This window comes from Acinetobacter sp. AS167, from assembly GCF_037152175.1.
Classification (GTDB): domain Bacteria; phylum Pseudomonadota; class Gammaproteobacteria; order Pseudomonadales; family Moraxellaceae; genus Acinetobacter.
The window spans coordinates 643,972-660,729 of sequence record NZ_JBBCMP010000002.1; the positions used below are offsets into that span (position 1 = coordinate 643,972).

The 16,758-nt window shown below is 37.9% G+C and carries 14 protein-coding genes and 4 tRNA genes; 8 read left to right on the forward strand and 10 right to left on the reverse strand.

Annotated features, from left to right (window positions below):
* Window positions 1-48 precede the first annotated feature (48 nt).
* The 3 genes from WFN33_RS06255 to WFN33_RS06265 all read left to right on the forward strand — a co-directional run bounded on the left by WFN33_RS06255 (window position 49) and on the right by WFN33_RS06265 (window position 3,481).
* Window positions 49-1,176, forward strand: a complete 1,128-nt coding sequence (locus WFN33_RS06255) for an HlyD family secretion protein (protein WP_336952114.1) — start codon at window positions 49-51, stop codon at window positions 1,174-1,176.
* 161 nt (window positions 1,177-1,337) lie between these two features.
* Window positions 1,338-2,201, forward strand: coding sequence for a 1-aminocyclopropane-1-carboxylate deaminase/D-cysteine desulfhydrase (locus WFN33_RS06260; protein WP_336952116.1), 864 nt, complete (start codon window positions 1,338-1,340; stop codon window positions 2,199-2,201).
* Window positions 2,202-2,281: 80 nt separating this feature from the next.
* Entirely contained in the window at window positions 2,282-3,481 is a 1,200-nt protein-coding gene (locus WFN33_RS06265; protein ID WP_336952117.1) for an NAD(P)/FAD-dependent oxidoreductase, read from the forward strand.
* A gap of 22 nt (window positions 3,482-3,503) precedes the next feature.
* Here the strand turns inward: WFN33_RS06265 and WFN33_RS06270 are convergent, their stop codons facing one another.
* From WFN33_RS06270 to WFN33_RS06280, 3 genes are all read right to left on the reverse strand, one after another.
* Window positions 3,504-3,656: a hypothetical protein gene (locus tag WFN33_RS06270; protein WP_336952118.1), complete on the reverse strand. Its 153-nt coding sequence runs from the start codon at window positions 3,654-3,656 to the stop codon at window positions 3,504-3,506.
* A gap of 145 nt (window positions 3,657-3,801) precedes the next feature.
* Complete coding sequence (locus tag WFN33_RS06275; protein WP_004723765.1) at window positions 3,802-3,966, reverse strand: hypothetical protein; 165 nt, start codon at window positions 3,964-3,966, stop codon at window positions 3,802-3,804.
* 84 nt (window positions 3,967-4,050) lie between these two features.
* Window positions 4,051-5,673 (reverse strand): mechanosensitive ion channel, encoded by a 1,623-nt coding sequence (locus WFN33_RS06280; RefSeq protein WP_336952119.1) that lies wholly within the window; start codon window positions 5,671-5,673, stop codon window positions 4,051-4,053.
* Window positions 5,674-6,209: 536 nt separating this feature from the next.
* On the opposite strand from WFN33_RS06280, the gene WFN33_RS06285 reads away from it, so the two are divergent.
* Entirely contained in the window at window positions 6,210-6,632 is a 423-nt protein-coding gene (locus WFN33_RS06285; protein WP_004817681.1) for a hypothetical protein, read from the forward strand.
* Between the two features lie 108 nt (window positions 6,633-6,740).
* On the opposite strand, the gene WFN33_RS06290 is transcribed toward WFN33_RS06285, so the two are convergent.
* Window positions 6,741-7,190, reverse strand: a complete 450-nt coding sequence (locus WFN33_RS06290) for an ABZJ_00895 family protein (protein ID WP_336952120.1) — start codon at window positions 7,188-7,190, stop codon at window positions 6,741-6,743.
* Between the two features lie 475 nt (window positions 7,191-7,665).
* Window positions 7,666-8,883: a multidrug effflux MFS transporter gene (locus WFN33_RS06295; RefSeq protein ID WP_336952121.1), complete on the reverse strand. Its 1,218-nt coding sequence runs from the start codon at window positions 8,881-8,883 to the stop codon at window positions 7,666-7,668.
* 146 nt (window positions 8,884-9,029) lie between these two features.
* Here WFN33_RS06295 and yccS point away from each other — a divergent pair, with 146 nt between their 5' ends.
* The 4 genes from yccS (at window position 9,030) to WFN33_RS06315 (ending at window position 15,575) form a co-directional block, all read left to right on the forward strand.
* A complete protein-coding gene (gene yccS / locus WFN33_RS06300) occupies window positions 9,030-11,204 on the forward strand; it encodes a YccS family putative transporter (protein WP_336952122.1) in 2,175 nt (724 codons plus the stop codon).
* Window positions 11,205-11,303: 99 nt separating this feature from the next.
* Window positions 11,304-11,864 (forward strand): hypothetical protein, encoded by a 561-nt coding sequence (locus tag WFN33_RS06305; RefSeq protein ID WP_336952123.1) that lies wholly within the window; start codon window positions 11,304-11,306, stop codon window positions 11,862-11,864.
* Window positions 11,865-12,022: 158 nt separating this feature from the next.
* A complete protein-coding gene (locus tag WFN33_RS06310; protein ID WP_336952124.1) occupies window positions 12,023-14,665 on the forward strand; it encodes a PepSY domain-containing protein in 2,643 nt (880 codons plus the stop codon).
* A 124-nt stretch (window positions 14,666-14,789) separates the two neighbouring features.
* Window positions 14,790-15,575: a YdcF family protein gene (locus WFN33_RS06315; RefSeq protein ID WP_336952125.1), complete on the forward strand. Its 786-nt coding sequence runs from the start codon at window positions 14,790-14,792 to the stop codon at window positions 15,573-15,575.
* Window positions 15,576-15,615: 40 nt separating this feature from the next.
* On the opposite strand, the gene WFN33_RS06320 is transcribed toward WFN33_RS06315, so the two are convergent.
* The 5 genes from WFN33_RS06320 to WFN33_RS06340 form a co-directional block, all read right to left on the reverse strand.
* Window positions 15,616-16,080 (reverse strand): DUF2750 domain-containing protein, encoded by a 465-nt coding sequence (locus tag WFN33_RS06320; protein WP_336952126.1) that lies wholly within the window; start codon window positions 16,078-16,080, stop codon window positions 15,616-15,618.
* Window positions 16,081-16,155: 75 nt separating this feature from the next.
* Window positions 16,156-16,231, reverse strand: a tRNA-Val gene (locus tag WFN33_RS06325).
* Between the two features lie 182 nt (window positions 16,232-16,413).
* A tRNA-Asp gene (locus tag WFN33_RS06330) sits at window positions 16,414-16,490 on the reverse strand.
* A gap of 8 nt (window positions 16,491-16,498) precedes the next feature.
* Window positions 16,499-16,574, reverse strand: a tRNA-Val gene (locus WFN33_RS06335).
* 107 nt (window positions 16,575-16,681) lie between these two features.
* Window positions 16,682-16,758: transfer RNA gene (locus WFN33_RS06340), tRNA-Asp, on the reverse strand.

A 16,758-nucleotide genomic window follows, 5' to 3' on the forward strand; every position in this document is an offset into this window, starting at 1 on the left:
ATGATCCATGATGTCACGCTATGTATTAAAAAATATTTGAGAATTCTTATGTCGCAAGATCAAAAACCAACAGAGCAAACAGCAGTTACACCACCACAAGCACCTGCAACAGCAGCAGCGCCACCACCATCCAGTAAGCTTATTCCAACAGCGAAAAGAACATTGCTGTTGATGCTCTTGGTCTTGTTAGTGGGAATTGCTGTGATTATGCGCGCTTGGAAAATTGGTCCTTTTGATAGCACCATAGAATCCACCGACAATAGTTATATCAAAGGCAGAACCACAGTTTTATCTTCTCAAATTAATGGTTATGTCAAAGATGTGTTGGTGACTGATTTTGACCATGTCAAAAAGGGTCAGCCGTTAATGCATATTGATACTACAACCTATGATCAAAAAGTGACTCAGGCTGAAGCTGGAGTTGATCAAGCCAACACCACTTTAGCCAATCAAACCCAAACTATTGAACAACGTAAAGCGGACATTGTGGCTGCACAAGCCAAAGTTGAACAAGCCAAAGCAAGTTATGAACTTTCAACAGCACAGCTCAATCGTTATCAACAATTGGGAAATAGTGGTGCAACCTCCAAAACAGAGCAAGACAAAGCGGCTGCGGATGTAAAAAATAATTTAGCCTTACTCAAACAAGCTGAAGCCAATGTATTGGTTGCTCAAGAAGCATTAAAAACAGCACAAGTGGCTCAATCGGGCTTAAAAGCACAAGTCACCAATGCCAAGGCACAATTTGATCAAGCGGTAACGACAAAGGATTACAGCCTGATTACGGCACCAATGGATGGGCAGTTGGGCGAAGTTAGCCCTCGTGTGGGACAATATGTTGCAGCTGGAACCCAGTTAATGTATCTGATTCCACAACAAACATGGGTGATTGCCAATTTCAAAGAAACACAAATTGCCGATATGCACATCGGACAAAAAGCATCATTTACAGTAGATGCCATGAAACATCAAAAATTTACTGGCCGTATTGAACAGATTTCTCCTGCTGCTGGTGCTGAGTTTAGTGTACTTAAACCTGACAATACCACAGGTAATTTTACCAAGGTCGTGCAGCGTATTTCTGTGCGAATCGCGATTGATCCCAATCAGAAAGGTTTAGAATTTTTACGACCAGGGATGTCTGTAGTGACTTCCGTAGATACCAGCACTCCATGATCCGCCTAATTGAAAAGCTTGAGTTAAAAACCTAGAGATTGAAAAACGCATATAGGGATGAAACTAAATCAAACCTGTCTTGTTTTACAGGTTTGATTAGAATATCTTGAACAGGCTTAATTCAAAGCGATTCATATAACCCCATTCAGTTAAAAATCAGCATGTTTGATCATATTGCCCAAGCTATTCCCTACCAAAATTTAGATGTTGCTGGATCTGTTCAACTTATAGTTAAACGGCTTGATCTAATCCATCCACAAATTTCTGGCAATAAATTTTTTAAACTCAAATATAATTTGATTGAAGCACGTCAGCTTGGCCTAAAACAGATTCTGACTTTCGGTGGTGCTTATTCCAATCATATCGCTGCAACAGCATATGCAGCACAGTTATTTGGATTTAAAAGCATCGGCATAATTAGGGGTGAGGAGTTAGCGCATAAACCGCTCAACCCGACACTGACAACAGCACAACAATTGGGTATGCAGCTAGTTTTTGTTTCACGTGAAAAATATAGGCAAAAAAATAATCATGACTGGATAGATGAATTAACCCAACATTATCCGAACACTTATATTATTCCTGAAGGTGGAACCAATGAGCTTGCTATACAAGGTTGTCAGGAAATTTTAACTATAAAAGATTTAAATCATTATGATGTAATTTGCTGTGCGGTAGGAACAGGTGGCACAATGACCGGTCTGATTAACGCAAGTTCACCGCAGCAGGAAATTTTAGGATTTTCAGCACTTAAAGGTGATTTTTTACAACAAGATATCAGTCAACTCACTCATAAAAAAAATTGGCAAATATTGGATGATTATTGTTTTGGAGGTTATGCCAAAACCAATGATGAATTACTTAGCTTTATAAATAACTTTGAGCAGCAATATCGCATTCCGCTTGAACAGATTTATACTGGAAAAATGTTTTATGGAGTTTTTGATTTGATTTCAAAAGGTTACTTTAAAGAAAATTCAAAAATTTTGATCCTGCATAGTGGTGGTTTGCAAGGACGTAGCTGAATCACATCAGTTTATATTTGTCCTGAAAATTAATTTAAATTTGTCTATAATCCCATGCTCAAAGATTCCATGAGTGTAATATGTCTTCTAACCAATATGATGTGATTGTCCTCGGCGCAGGTGCTTCAGGTTTAATGCTTGCGGCAAAAGCAGCTGCCCGTGGTCGTAAAGTCTTAGTGGTTGAGAAAGCCAATAAAATTGGTAAAAAAATCCTCATGTCAGGTGGTGGTAAATGCAACTTCACCAATCTTTATGTCGAGCCTGAAAATTTTATTTCACATAACCCACATTTTGTCATCTCTGCCCTGACGCGTTATACCAATTGGGACTTTATTGGAATGGTCTGTGAATATGGCATTGACTACGAAGAACGCAAACATGGACAACTGTTTACCTTAAATGGCGCAAAAGAAATCTTAAGCATGCTGCTCAACGAATGTGAAAAAACACATCGTGTTGAGATCAAAACTAGTTGTGAAGTCAAAGCGATAAATACCGTTGACGATCAGACTTTTCAAGTCGCCACCAATTTAGGCTATTTTCAAGCTGAATCTGTTGTTGTTGCCTCAGGTGGCTTATCTATACCAACATTGGGTGGCTCTGGCATCGGCTATGAAATTGCCAAACAATTTGGGCATCATATCTATCCTACACGCGCAGGTTTAGTTCCCTTCACTTTTTCAGATCAATTTAAAGAAGTTACGACTCGTTTAAGCGGGAATGCGGTTGAAGCCACGCTTTCTAACGAGCTAATTGCATTTACTGAAGCGTTGTTGTTTACACATCGTGGCTTAAGCGGACCAAGCTCATTACAACTTTCAAATTATTGGCATGCAGGACAAGCATTCCACATTAACTTTCTACCAAGTCTTGAGCTGTTTGATTTTTTAAAGCGCAAAAAGCAAAGCCAACCGAAGGTGTTAATCAGAACCTTACTGACTGAACATCTACCTAAAAGTGTGGTGATTGAACTCCAAAATCTCATTTGGTCCGAGTGGGCTGAAACGGCGATTGGACAATTAAGTGATGAAAAACTAGAAAATATAGCCAATAAATTACAGCAATTTGAAGTTAAGCCTTCTGGCACTGAAGGTTATCGTACTGCAGAAGTCACTTTAGGTGGTGTCAACACCGCTGAAGTTTCATCAAAAACCATGGAAAGTAAAAAACAAAAAGGTTTATTTTTTATTGGTGAGATATTAGATGTGACAGGTCATTTAGGCGGTTTTAATTTTCAGTGGGCATGGGCTTCAGCACATGCCGCTTCAGAATATGTTTAATCTAAAGTGATCAATAGAAAGCTTATTCTAAATAATCTGTTTTAAATAAAATAAGATGGCTTTGGATTTGCTGCTTCTGCGTCACCCGTTGAATCGCCAAGTCCATCGACTTTAGATCATTGTTTTTTGCAAATAACGACTGATGAATTTTGTTTAAAAAAAAGATTATCTTCATTTCAATTCCTTTGAAAATGATATTTATCAGATATATAAATTTTATATCGCCTACATATTTATCCATCAAATTTAGACAATAAATCATCTGATGTCTATCTATTTTCTTTAAAAAAGCCGATAAAATTCATGCGTTGCAAATACAATCACTCTTGAGATTTGTTTTGAGATTCATGTTGTTGCTTAACGATTTCTGATGGTTGCTTTTTGGGTTTTGCAAATACAAATTTATAAGCACTTGCTAAAAAACCTACAGTGATTCCTGCAATCACAATCGGCGCAATAAAATTATTTGGCTTTTTCTTTGACATCTTTATTTTCCTCTCACTTTTGCCCTAAAAATAAAAAGATCGATCAAGCATCAATCCTGATCGATCTTTAAAAGAATTTAAATGTTAATTCGGGTCATCTTTATCCTGTTTGAGCGAATCAGTAAGTGATTTGTACTCATTTTCAATCGTAGGAGTATCTGCTGTTACTTGCGTAGCATCTGTACTACTTGGCTGTGATGAATAAGTATTTTCTTGCTTTAAAGGATTCGGCTGATTTGCCTCTTTCTTGGCTTTATCAATTAAATCGGTTAAAACGCGTTCTGCAGGTTGACGGCCACCTAGACCAAAAGCCAATGCAAAAGCAACCGCAACAGAACCCAAGGTTAAACCAAATGCAAGGTTAACAATCGAGTCAGCAATTCCCATAGCTTTTAAGCCCATTGCGATAACCAAGCCCATGATCAAAACCCGAACCAAGTTGCCTAACCATCTTGAGCTATTGTACTCACCACGCTGTACCACATTCGCCACGATATTGGCCAACCAAAAACCAATCACCAAAATTACTGCGCCTAACAAAATGTTGGCACCAAAGTAAATAAACATGGAGATCAAATGACTGACTTGTTCAAATCCAAGTCGATTTGCCGCTTCGGAAACTGCAAATAACATGGTAAAGAAAACAATCAGATAACCAATGATACAAGAAACTTTAGTGTCACCCAAAAAGCGTTGCAAATCTAATTTTGCAGGAATCTCATCAACACCTGTTCCAGCAACAACTTCTGAAACCAAACGCCCCACAAAACGAGACACCACATAAGCCACAATTAAAATTAATCCAGCTGCAATAATATGTGGAATCGCATACATGATTTCACCCAGCATAGCGGTTGCCGGCTGTGAAATAGCTTGTATACCAAGTGCTTCAAATGCCACAATTAAAGCAGTAATCATGACAATTGCGAAAACAAAAGAACCTAAAAACTTAGCTAAACCTTGATTTGAGTTTTTAAATAGTCCTACCTTTTCAATTTGGGTTTGTAAATTTAAACTGTTGATTAAACCTTCGACAATCCCTCGTAGGATTTTTGCCAAGATATAGCCTACAAAGACGATTACACCCGCAATGAAAATATTTGGAATATAAGAGACTGCTTCAGTCAACATATTCTGCACTGGAAGCAATAAACCTTGTAAACCTAGAATTGACAAAACAATTGGTAAGAATAGTAATAAAATGAGCCAATAAACAATATCAGCGATATTTTGGCTGATCGGGCTCACTCCCACATCTGCACTTAATTTTTCATCAAGCTGAGTACGATCCAACGCTTTTTTTAAACCAACTTTAACCAGATTTGCTACAATCCAACCAATAAATCCAATAGCTACAGCAGCAAGTAATTGTGGAATAAATAATAAGAATTGCTGAATCATCAAACTGAATGGGCTACTTACGCTGGTAAGATTAAGCACATTTAATGCACCAATCACAGCAATCACCATCACGACCCAAAAAATAATTCGTGAAAGAATATTTTCAATATTTGAACGATGACCTGTTGCGGAAGATAATTTTGTATTTGTACCTAATTTTTCTAGGATTTTTTTAATTCCTGCTGCAACAATAAGTGCAATAATCCATCCAACAATAAGGATGGCTACAGCAGCAAGAATCGGATGGAATTGATCCCAATAATACATGGCATCAAATCGACCCCTTGTTTGTAAAATTTCATTCATTTTTATTCCCTCAAGTTATAGATTTATAGCAATATGAGCGTGCTCAAATGACTTTAAGCAACATTCTTTATTTGAATTGAATACTTGATGAATTACTCTTCTACTTTATCTATTGCTTATATAACGAGCAAATTTAACTGCATAAATACAACAAAAGCATGCAAAAAATAAAAAACTCCAGCTTTAAAGCTAGAGTCTTGTCTTATGAATATTTTATTTATATGTGATAAATAAAAATTAAAGCCAGTCAGCGATCATGTAAACAAGCAAGGAAACGAGAAATAGCCCCACAAGAATTAGCATATAAATGGGTAAGCGATTCTTATGCGTTATATCTTCAGTACTTGTTACATAAGATGGTTTATTGAAATCGTGTTTCATGACGTCCACCTCCATCAATTGATGTATTTTTATACTAACAGGCTATTTGTGATCTGTGTGTAAAAATATTTTAAGCAAAAGTAAATTTTAATTCGGGCAGTTCTTGAAAGATAAATGAGCTATAATATGTACCCCATTTTTTGGCTATTGTAGATATGGCTTATCAACGACAAAGTGTCGAGTTGGACTTGGACACTGATGTCACTCATCAATGCTTCACACATACCTCAAGAGATGATCATCTCATTGGAATTATTGAATTTAATAAGCCAAGTTATATTCTAAAATGGGGCGATTTGGAGTATTTCCGTCGCCGTACAGATGAATTATCAGTTATGCCATTCCCAGAATGTATCAATGCCATGATTATTGATATTCGCAATATTGTGCCATTTCTGGATAACGAAGTTCCAATCGTGCCATGGCGTTTACTTGAAGAAGACTGCCCTATACGACTTGTTGTACCTCAAGATCGTTTAGAACATTATGCAGGGATCTTTGAACCGACGTGGTTAACAACAGACATTGAAATTGCCATTCAAGAATTACGCGAATTTATGGATATGTTCGTACACTAACAGCATATCCATAGCTTAAAAATAAGATTTATTTTTTACTTATTTGTATTAATACAAATTTCATCAATGACTTTGATTTCTCAAAGTAAAGTCAACAATTTAAATAGCTCATTGACCAAACATTTTAGCTGCCATACGCTGCGCTTGCTTTCCATAAAACCAATAGGTAATTAAATATAAAGGGATTGCTAACATCAGCAACATGATCAATGCAGTGAGCAAAAATTGAGTATTTTGCAGATACATCACAAAGGTTTTCAACACTTCTGGATCATTCTGAGAAAAAAACCAAACACCCGCAAATACCCCAAGTAAATTATAGCCCCAAAATATTGCAGTATAACCAAGGGTCAGTTTTTTACGCTCTTGGTCTGTAGGCGCACGGCGTTGTTGTTTGAGAAAACGATATAACACGATAATCATCGCAATCAAATAAGGTATTGCGGTTAAAACGCCAGCAATTTCATTGGGCAATAATGCAGCCAATACACCTGCAACCATGGTCAAGACTAAACAAAGCAGCAAAAACCACAAAAAATATTTGTTTAAAGACACCATGAATACAGCCTTGATTGCATAAAGAACAATATTATAATTTTTTTTCAACTTTTTTTCATTTTCTTGTCAACCAATTTGAAACTGTTGTCGTTATATAAGTATAAGGTCTGCAGCAACCAAATTGATTGCACGGCATCCGCAAAAAAATTTGGAGACCTTCTCTCAGAGAAACTAAAAACTTATGCTTCTTAAGATTCAACTTAGCAGCCTGAATCTTTATAACGAAGTATTTTGGCCGACGATTTACTCATCACTCGAATCGTCGGCTTTTGTTTTTCTGGCGTTTATGTTTCTAGCGTTTCTGCTGATAAAACTTACATGTGCTTTGTGTACTCGTTCTAAGACAAAAAAATTTTAAAACTTGCAATTAAAATCATGCCTCAATAAAAATGTATAAATCACCTTGTAGTTGATAAAACAATTTTCACTTTTTTGTATTGTCAATAAGTAAGACAATCTCTGGTTAAACATCTGCTCAATGTGAAGTTTGCTTCATTTTGAACTGTTGAGCCACTTTTAAAATCGCCATAAACCCAGCGACTGTAAAAGCCAACATCAAAATTCCCATATTCAATAAATGATTCCATACGAGAAAATTCAATATAACACCACCCAATAGACCACAAGCAAACTGCATACTGCCCATAATTGCACTTGCAGTTCCTGCTCTTGAGCCTTGTCCAGACATCGCTAATGCCATCGCATTCGGCCCAGTAAAACCAATACCTGAAACCGTAAGGAATAAACCCAACATCACAATCGCCAGTGGCGCAATAGACATGAAACCTGCATAGACAACAATCAGCCCACCTATTACTTGAATCACACCACCAATTTTTAAACGTAGAATCACCGAGAGTCGGTTGGCTAAATGCTTATTGATAGAAGACAGCAAAATAATACCGAAAGCATTAAAACCAAAGGCAATAGCAAACTGTTGCTGAGTTAAATGATAGCCATCCATCAACACTGCTGCTGCGGAACTGATATAACAAAATAATGCTGCTCCGGTAAAACAACCTGCCAACATTGGAAAACGAAAGCTTCGGTCTTTAAAAATAGAAGCATAGAGGATAAAAACTTGTTTAAAATTGAGATGCAACCTGCGTTCTGATTCTAGTGTTTCTTTAAAGAAAAAATGTACACAAAACAAGCAAAATAATCCAATTATAAACAAAGCGATAAACACACTTTGCCAACTAAAGAATTGTAGAATGACTGCACCCAAGGTTGGAGCAAGAATTGGGGCAATCCCCATCACAATCATCATACTGGAAAAAGCTTGCGCCGAACCTTGCACATCTAAACGGTCTCGAATTGCAGCCCGTGCCATCACCACCCCCACACAGCCCCCTAAGGCTTGTAAAACACGTGCGGCAATCAACGACCAATGATCAGGTGCTAAAACACACAACAAGCTAGCAAAAGCAAACAAGGTCATACCAAAATAAAGCGGTTTCTTACGCCCGATACGGTCACTGATTGGTCCATAAATCAATTGACCAACAGCAAGACCAAAAAAATACGCCGGCAAGGTATTGGCGATCTGCTGGGTCGTCACATTAAAATCTTGCGCCATTTGTGGCAATGCCGGCAAATACATATCAATGGATAATGGGCCCAAAGAGGTAAATAAAGCCAAAAGCATAATCCAGCCCGTTGAATACTGCTGACCAACGTTTTTTTCAGACATAGATGGTTTATAATTTGATAAGGAATGTTGCAGACAAGTTTACACTGTCCATTGTATGATTTGTCACAAAGATAAGTGAAAAGCCATATAAGCCAAATCGCATTGCCCAAGTAAATAACACCCTATTGATTTAACAAGGATTTCCTTTGAACACTTGGCTGTTAAAACTCAGAAAAGCAACCTACAACACAAGTTTCATGTATAACTTGAGAATGATCATTGCCTTTACAGGGACTGCATTTGTACCTTATCTGTTGGGGCAGCAGTTAATGACTATTCCTCTTACATTAGGTGTGGTTGCAGCAGGTCTCAGTGATATAGACGATCGCTTCTCTGTACGTATCATGAATTTGATCTATACCTATATTGGATTCTTTATCACCGCTGCCTCAGTGAGCCTGCTCTTTCCTTACCCTATTCTGTTTGCCTTAGGTTTGATTGTTTCTTGTATCGGTTGGATTTTATTGGGTTCCTTGGGACGTCGCTATGCCACCATTTCTTATGGCTGTTTGGTGGTTTCTGTGTATTCTATGCTTGGGGTGCATTTATTTGATCAATGGTATATCCAGCCAAGTCTATTGGTGGTTGGTGCAATTTGGTATGGGCTTATTTCAACCATCAGTTTTTTACTGTTCCCTGTACGGCAAGTTCAAGACAAATTGTCTCAATGTTTTTCATCATTAGGTAATTTTCTATTTTCCAAATCCAATTTGTTTGATGTCGATATGACACCAACCAGCTATCAAGACAGTATGATTAGTTTGTCTATGGAAAATGGGCAGCTCATCAGCATTTTTAATGATATGCGTACTGCCTTGTTGACGCGTTTAAAGGGTGACCGAGGTCAACGAGATACGCGTCGTAGTTTACAATATTACTTTGTTGCACAAGATATTCATGAACGGGCCGATTCAGCACATATTGATTATCAAAAGCTGGCCAAAATGTTTGAACATAGTGATGTGTTATTTCGTTTTCAACGCATTTTAGCGCTGCAAGGCAAAGCCTGCAAGGATCTAAGCGATAGTATCTTACACCGTACCACCTACCAGCATAATGTCCGTTTTGAGCATGCTTTTAAAAACCTCAGATACTCGCTGGATAAACTCAAAAAAGAAGAAAATTATGACTTAATTTGGGTCAATTCACTGTTTGCGCTTTATCAAAACTTAAAGTCGATTGATGCACAATTACAAAATCTCGAAACTGAACGACATATAAAATACGATCAAAGTAAAAATTTTGAAAACCAACTCAAAGATGATGACCTCAAAGGTTGGGATGATATTGCCATTCGAATCAAACAAAATTTAACCCCCGAGTCTGTACTTTTTAGACATGCAATTCGCGTTTCGATTGTTTTGTTTATTGGCTACGTTTTTGTGCAACTCACCAATATTGAATACGGTTACTGGATTCTATTAACCGCGCTGTTTGTCAGTCAACCGAACTTTAACGCCACCAAGCGTCGTTTGAGATTACGGATTATTGGAACATTGGGTGGTATTATTTTAGGTTATATGATTTTGTATTTTGTGCCATCTATTGAAGGACAACTCTTATTACTCGTACTCAGTGGTGTATTGTTTTTTGATTTACGCAGTAAACAATATGCCCAAGCCACAGCCTTTATTACCATCATGGCATTGATCAATTTCAACTTGGACGGATTGGGGTATGAAGCCGCTCTGCCCCGTATGATCGACACTGTTATTGGCTGTGCCCTCGCCTGGTTCGGTGTCAGTTTTATTTTCCCTGACTGGAAGTTCCGTCGTTTACCCCGCACCATTCAACGCTCACTGGAAGCTCAATGCAATTATTTGGCAAACGTTGTCGTTCAATATCATCAGGGACGCAACAATAGTTTAGATTATCGAATTGTTCGTCGTGCTGCGCATAATCGCGATGCAGATGTTGCCTCACTGATTTCAACCCTTGCCACTGAACCAGATTTTGACCCAAGTCAAAAAAGCTTAGCTTTTGAGTTCTTATGTCTAAATCATACCTTTCTTAGCTATATCGCAGCACTCGGTGCACATCGTGAGCAAGTGAAAGACCAACAGGTACTTAATCTATTGGATCAAGCTTTAGATGATATCTCTGGGGCTTTATTACGGGATGAAATGCCTGATTTAACCGCACATAATATGTTGAAAGCCATTCGTGCCCGTTTAAGCCAATCCGAGTCAGAAGACTCTAAATCACTCATTATTCTTCAACAATTGTCATTAATGTTCAGTATTTTAAAGCAACTGAGTAGCTTGAAACAGAATTTAAGCCATGAACGAGATGATCAATCTACTGAATTGGCTTCTTTATAAATCTGCATCAAAATTGCATCGTTATTTGGTACAATAGGTGCACTAAATCTTGAGATTTAGTGCTAAACTCTGACTAGATTTACATACATTACTGACACTATGACTGCCAAGAATATTTACGCTTATACCTTACAACCTGTTCCGTACGAAGTTTCGGAAGCCGAACAACGCGGCGCTCAACTTGCAATTTGGCGTAGTACCAATAAAATTGGGATTAAAGCTTGGGCAATCATGGGTGTAGCAGTCATACTCTCATTACTTGGCATCGCTTTAATTAAAAACTATTCAACCATTATTTTTTGGGTGGTTCTTGCTGCAGTTGCCATCTATCTTTTGGTTCGCAAGTTCGGTCTTGAATGGTATGTAAAACGCAAGATGAATGAATTTCCAGTTCAGGAAATCAAAGGTGTAAAATTAGGTGTACAGCCAAGCGGTATTGTGATGCGTCAACAAATGGGTGTACAAGAAGGTGTTGGAACAGTCGCTTGGAAAGACATTTATGAATGGTACAACACCCCTGAATTCTTACTGGTAAACTTTAAAGTAAAAGGCCAACAAGGCGCATATATTCTACCTAAACGTATGAATAGCAAGAATTTCCCCTTTGAAACACTGCGTAAACATTTAAAAGAAGTTGTTGGTGAACCCAAGACACTTTAATTTAAAATTTTAAAAGACCTCCATTTTTGGAGGTTTTTTTGTACTTCGCTATTTTAATAAAAATGATAATGAGAATAAATATTATCTGCAAAATTCATTATCTCTCCGATTTATTCAGCTATAATTTGCTATCAAAATATTCTGCCCTTTGCATTGCCATGTTTAAAAAGACTTTTTTTCAAATTCACTGGTTTCTAGGGATTACAGCTGGTTTAATTCTCTCAATTATGGGAGTGACTGGTGCAATCTATTCTTATGAACAACCTATTCAAAGATGGTTAAACCCAGATAGCTACACGGTAAAAGTTGAAAATCAGGCAAAACTCACGCCTGCTGAAATTTATCAGCATTTCCAAACCCAAAACCCTGAAATGAAGATCAACAGTATTACGGTTGCGAAAGCCGCTGAAGAAGCTTCAAATATTAATATTGTCAAAGAAGGCGCACGTAGAGGTTATACCATGATGGTAAACCCTTATACGGCCGAAGTTCTTCCTGAAGTGAAAGGCAAAGATTTTTTTCAATTTATACAGCAATTACATCGTAACTTAACTGTGGGTGAAGTCGGTAAACAAATTACTGGTGCCAGTACCTTGATGTTAATTTTCTTTGTACTCAGTGGGCTCTATTTACGCTGGCCGAAAAAGCATTCTTTTAAACAATGGTTTGCCATTAAGCCTAAACTCAAAGGTCGTAATTTCCTTTGGGATCTACATGCTGTTGTCGGAACATGGGTGGTGATCTTTTATTTACTTTTAGCATGTACAGGGCTGTATTGGTCGTATGACTGGTGGCGTAATGGTATGTTTAAAGTAATGGGGGTTGAACGACCTCAGCCTGAAATGCAAGCGGTACGCGGTGGAGAAGGTCAAGGACGTCAAGGAGCTTCTGGCAATCCTCAACAACAACATGGCGAAAAGCAAAATCCAACGGCAGGTCATCAAGCACAATCAGGCCGTGAAAATAAGCATGAGAATAAAGAAGGTTTAAAACCAGAACAAATTCAACATGTACTTACTCAAACATGGAATGGGTTTAATGCTCAAATTAAACGTGACTATTCGACACTAACTGTTTCGATTCCTAAAAAGCCAGATGGTAAAGTTGAACTCACCTTTGTTGATGCTATTCCACAACATGAGCGTGCACGAAACAAAGCAACCTATAACTATCAAACTGCACAAATTGAAAAATTAGACTTATACGAAAGTAAACCACTCAATGAAAAAATCATGGGAAGTATGCTCCCTGTGCACCGTGGTAGTTTCTTTGGCCCAGTTTTTCAATTCATCGCAATGCTTGCAGCATTGGCAATGCCATTATTTTTTGTTACTGGATGGATGCTGTATTTAAAACGTCGTAAGCAAAAGCGACTCACCCTTGCTGCAAAACAATCTGGTTCAGCGATTCAAATTGATCCCAACGCAACACCTTGGTTAATTGCTTATGCCTCTCAAACAGGAATGTCTGAGCAATTGGCATGGCGCACCTCAACCAGTCTGCAAGAAGCCCATCAGCCAACAGCAGTAAAAGCTGTACAACAACTCTCTGAAGATGACCTCAAGCAAGCCAAACAAATTCTCTTGATTGCAAGTACCTATGGTACAGGTGAAGCACCTGACTTAGCCTCGCACTTTGAGAAAAAGCTTATGGCTACATCATTGGATCTTTCGCATTTGAAATATGCGGTTCTAGCATTGGGTTCACAAGACTATCCTGAGACCTATTGTAGCTTTGGGCATCGCATAGATGCATGGTTAAAACATTCTGGCGCGCAACAATTGTTTGCTACGCTTGAAGTCAACAATGGTAATAATGCAGATATCCAACATTGGAATGATGCTTTAGCAAAAGCCACAAAACTCGATCTACAAACAATGTCTATTGATAAAGTATTTGATCAATGGCGTCTAACAAAACGAGAATTACTCAATCCAAACAGCTTAGGCGCACCCGCATTTAATCTTGAATTACAAACAAGCTATGATACGGATTGGCAAGCTGGCGATATTGCAGAAATTCAAACTGGGAATAGTCCTGAACGTATTCAATTGTTTTTAAATAAATATCAAGTTCATGCAGATACAACCGTGGATTCACTCGAGCAAAGTATTCAAGAAGCACTTTGGGATCGCGATTTAACGGTTGATGTTGAACCTTTTGCCAACATGCAGCATTTACTAGAACAACTCCCTACACTACCTACTCGTGAGTATTCGATTGCCAGTATTCCAAGTCAGCAAGTATTGCGTTTAGTAGTTCGCCAGCAACTGAATGCTCAAGGTGAACTTGGTCTAGGCTCTGGTTGGCTGACGGAACATGTTCAATTACGTGATAAAATTGCGTTGAGAATTCGTAATAATGAATCATTCCATTTAATTACGGATAACCGTCCGATTATTTGCATTGGAAATGGTACAGGAATTGCTGGATTAATGAGTTTGATTCATGCCCGTGTCCGTATGGACTATACTGAAAACTGGTTGATTTTTGGTGAACGCCAACAAGCAAACGATTATTTCTTTAAAGATACAATTCAAGCTTGGCAAAATACAGCAATGCTAAAACGTATTGATTTAGCTTTCTCTCGTGATCAAGCTGAAAAAATTTATGTACATCATAAACTGCGTGATCATGCCGAAGAACTGAAAAAATGGGTTACCAATGATGCGGTGATCTATGTCTGTGGCAGTATCAATGGTATGGCGACTGATGTTGATCTCGCTTTAATTGATATCCTTGGAGAAGACACAGTTGAACAATTACGTTTAGATGGTCGTTATCGTCGTGATGTTTATTAGGGGCTATTGAATAAATTTACCCACCAAAACCGAGTTCAATTGCTCGGTTTTTTTTGATTCATATATAATAAATGCACAGATTTCGTTTAGAATTAGACTAATTTTTAATGATTTGTTTTCACCCATGAATAACAATAAACTCTTCCGCATTGTCTTTTTTTTGCTGGGATTTGTCTTATTCCTCGATGGATTTATTTTAATTTTATATAAAAAAATCCACTTAGGAACAATACTCCCTTTGCTGATTGGCTTAGTCTTTATCACTACAGCGCTATGGAGCCAACACATTCAGCAGTATTTAGCACAACACTTAAAGTTAAAGAAAATCTGGCGTTTAGGATGGGTTCTATTTACGCTTTGGTCTGTCAGCTTAATCGGCTTCTTTGGTTATATCCACTTAAAATCCCAACAAAATACAGCAGAAAATAATCTACAAGCAATTATTGTGTTAGGCAGTGGCATTACCCAAGGAAAAGCCTCACCGACTCTTGCAAAACGTTTAGATCAAGCGGGTAAAATTGCCAAACAACAGTCACAGGCTTGGATCATTGTCAGTGGTGGTTTAGATTTTGGTGAAGAAAAAACTGAAGCAGAAATTATGTCGCAATATTTACAAGAAAATCTGCAAATCAAAGCCAGTAGAATCTTACAAGAAAATAAAAGCACCAGTACTGACTTAAATCTTAAAAATAGCCAAGCGATTTTAAAAGAACATGATTTGACTTTAAATTCTAAAATTGCAATTGTCACCAGTGATTTTCATACTTTACGTGCCGCAGCAATCGCAAGAAAACAAGGCTATCACAATTTCATTACAGTAGGCGCTGAAACCCCACTCACGACACGCTATAACGCATGGTTAAGAGAGTATTTTGCCTATATCAGTGGTTGGATTTTAGGCGAATATTAAAATGCACAACGCAATCACGTTGATTATGTATACGACTTTACTAATGTAAGCGAATTTTACGTGGTAAAGGCAAGCGCTTATTGTTTTGAAATAGTTCTGGTTGAGTCGTATACATTCGATATAAATAATTCTTTATATCAAGTAGAAATTTATTTGTTGAAACTAAAATATTTTGCCCTTCTGGGGTTAAATTTATAGAAATCGCAGTATTATTTTGTTTAATAAAAGGAATCATCTGTTCAATAAAAACAATGAGTTCAATTTCTTGAACCGCATAACGGCTCCAGTTATCTTTAATCAAAATTTGTGCCGAATTTCGGCTTTGCCAAACGGCTAAAGACTGTTGCCCGGTAGGTGATGCACATAAAGCCCAACCATCATCATAAAGTACAAAAACCTTAGTTTGTGAAACAATCGTTTCCACAAAATGTTTGTATTGATCTAGAGTTTGTACTGAGTTTTTTTGAGTTGCGGACGCAGCTTTACGTTGATATGGATTTCTCATTGAAAATTTATTCTTAAAATACTTATGCTTATATATTATATAGAAGTTCTAAACAAATAACTAGATCGGAAAACATGGTGGGCGCTGACGGGATCGAACCGCCGACATTCTGCTTGTAAGGCAGACGCTCTACCAACTGAGCTAAGCGCCCTGAGCGAGGATGAACAAAGTTGTTAACTCTGTTTGAACCTATAGAAAATCGATGATTTAATTTTAAGTTCTATCCTAAAGATGGGGATAAGCTATACAAAGCATATAATATTTGATCTTTAAAAATCAAAAACTTTGAATTCTTACAGTTCCAAATATCTTGATCTCAGGAAAAAAGATAAATGGCGCAGCGGACGGGACTCGAACCCGCGACCCTCGGCGTGACAGGCCGATATTCTAACCAACTGAACTACCGCTGCGTTGTATATGGTGGGCGCTGACGGGATCGAACCGCCGACATTCTGCTTGTAAGGCAGACGCTCTACCAACTGAGCTAAGCGCCCTGAGTGAGGATCATCACAATATTACTTTATCAGAAGATAAAAGAAAACAAAATTCTCTTTCAAATTCCTATACTTCCAAATATCTTGATCTCAGGAAAAAAGATAAATGGCGCAGCGGACGGGACTCGAACCCGCGACCCTCGGCGTGACAGGCCGATATTCTAACCAACTGAACTACCGCTGC

What these genes read in the sequence shown, in the direction of transcription:
- WFN33_RS06255 (WP_336952114.1), top strand. Translation starts at nt 49, where the DNA reads ATGTCGCAAGATCAAAAACCAACAGAGCAAACAGCAGTTACACCACCA.
- WFN33_RS06260 (WP_336952116.1), top strand. Translation starts at nt 1,338, where the DNA reads ATGTTTGATCATATTGCCCAAGCTATTCCCTACCAAAATTTAGATGTT.
- WFN33_RS06265 (WP_336952117.1), top strand. Translation starts at nt 2,282, where the DNA reads ATGTCTTCTAACCAATATGATGTGATTGTCCTCGGCGCAGGTGCTTCA.
- WFN33_RS06270 (WP_336952118.1), bottom strand. Translation starts at nt 3,656, where the DNA reads ATGAAGATAATCTTTTTTTTAAACAAAATTCATCAGTCGTTATTTGCA.
- WFN33_RS06275 (WP_004723765.1), bottom strand. Translation starts at nt 3,966, where the DNA reads ATGTCAAAGAAAAAGCCAAATAATTTTATTGCGCCGATTGTGATTGCA.
- WFN33_RS06280 (WP_336952119.1), bottom strand. Translation starts at nt 5,673, where the DNA reads ATGAATGAAATTTTACAAACAAGGGGTCGATTTGATGCCATGTATTAT.
- WFN33_RS06285 (WP_004817681.1), top strand. Translation starts at nt 6,210, where the DNA reads ATGGCTTATCAACGACAAAGTGTCGAGTTGGACTTGGACACTGATGTC.
- WFN33_RS06290 (WP_336952120.1), bottom strand. Translation starts at nt 7,190, where the DNA reads ATGGTGTCTTTAAACAAATATTTTTTGTGGTTTTTGCTGCTTTGTTTA.
- WFN33_RS06295 (WP_336952121.1), bottom strand. Translation starts at nt 8,883, where the DNA reads ATGTCTGAAAAAAACGTTGGTCAGCAGTATTCAACGGGCTGGATTATG.
- WFN33_RS06305 (WP_336952123.1), top strand. Translation starts at nt 11,304, where the DNA reads ATGACTGCCAAGAATATTTACGCTTATACCTTACAACCTGTTCCGTAC.
- WFN33_RS06310 (WP_336952124.1), top strand. Translation starts at nt 12,023, where the DNA reads ATGTTTAAAAAGACTTTTTTTCAAATTCACTGGTTTCTAGGGATTACA.
- WFN33_RS06315 (WP_336952125.1), top strand. Translation starts at nt 14,790, where the DNA reads ATGAATAACAATAAACTCTTCCGCATTGTCTTTTTTTTGCTGGGATTT.
- WFN33_RS06320 (WP_336952126.1), bottom strand. Translation starts at nt 16,080, where the DNA reads ATGAGAAATCCATATCAACGTAAAGCTGCGTCCGCAACTCAAAAAAAC.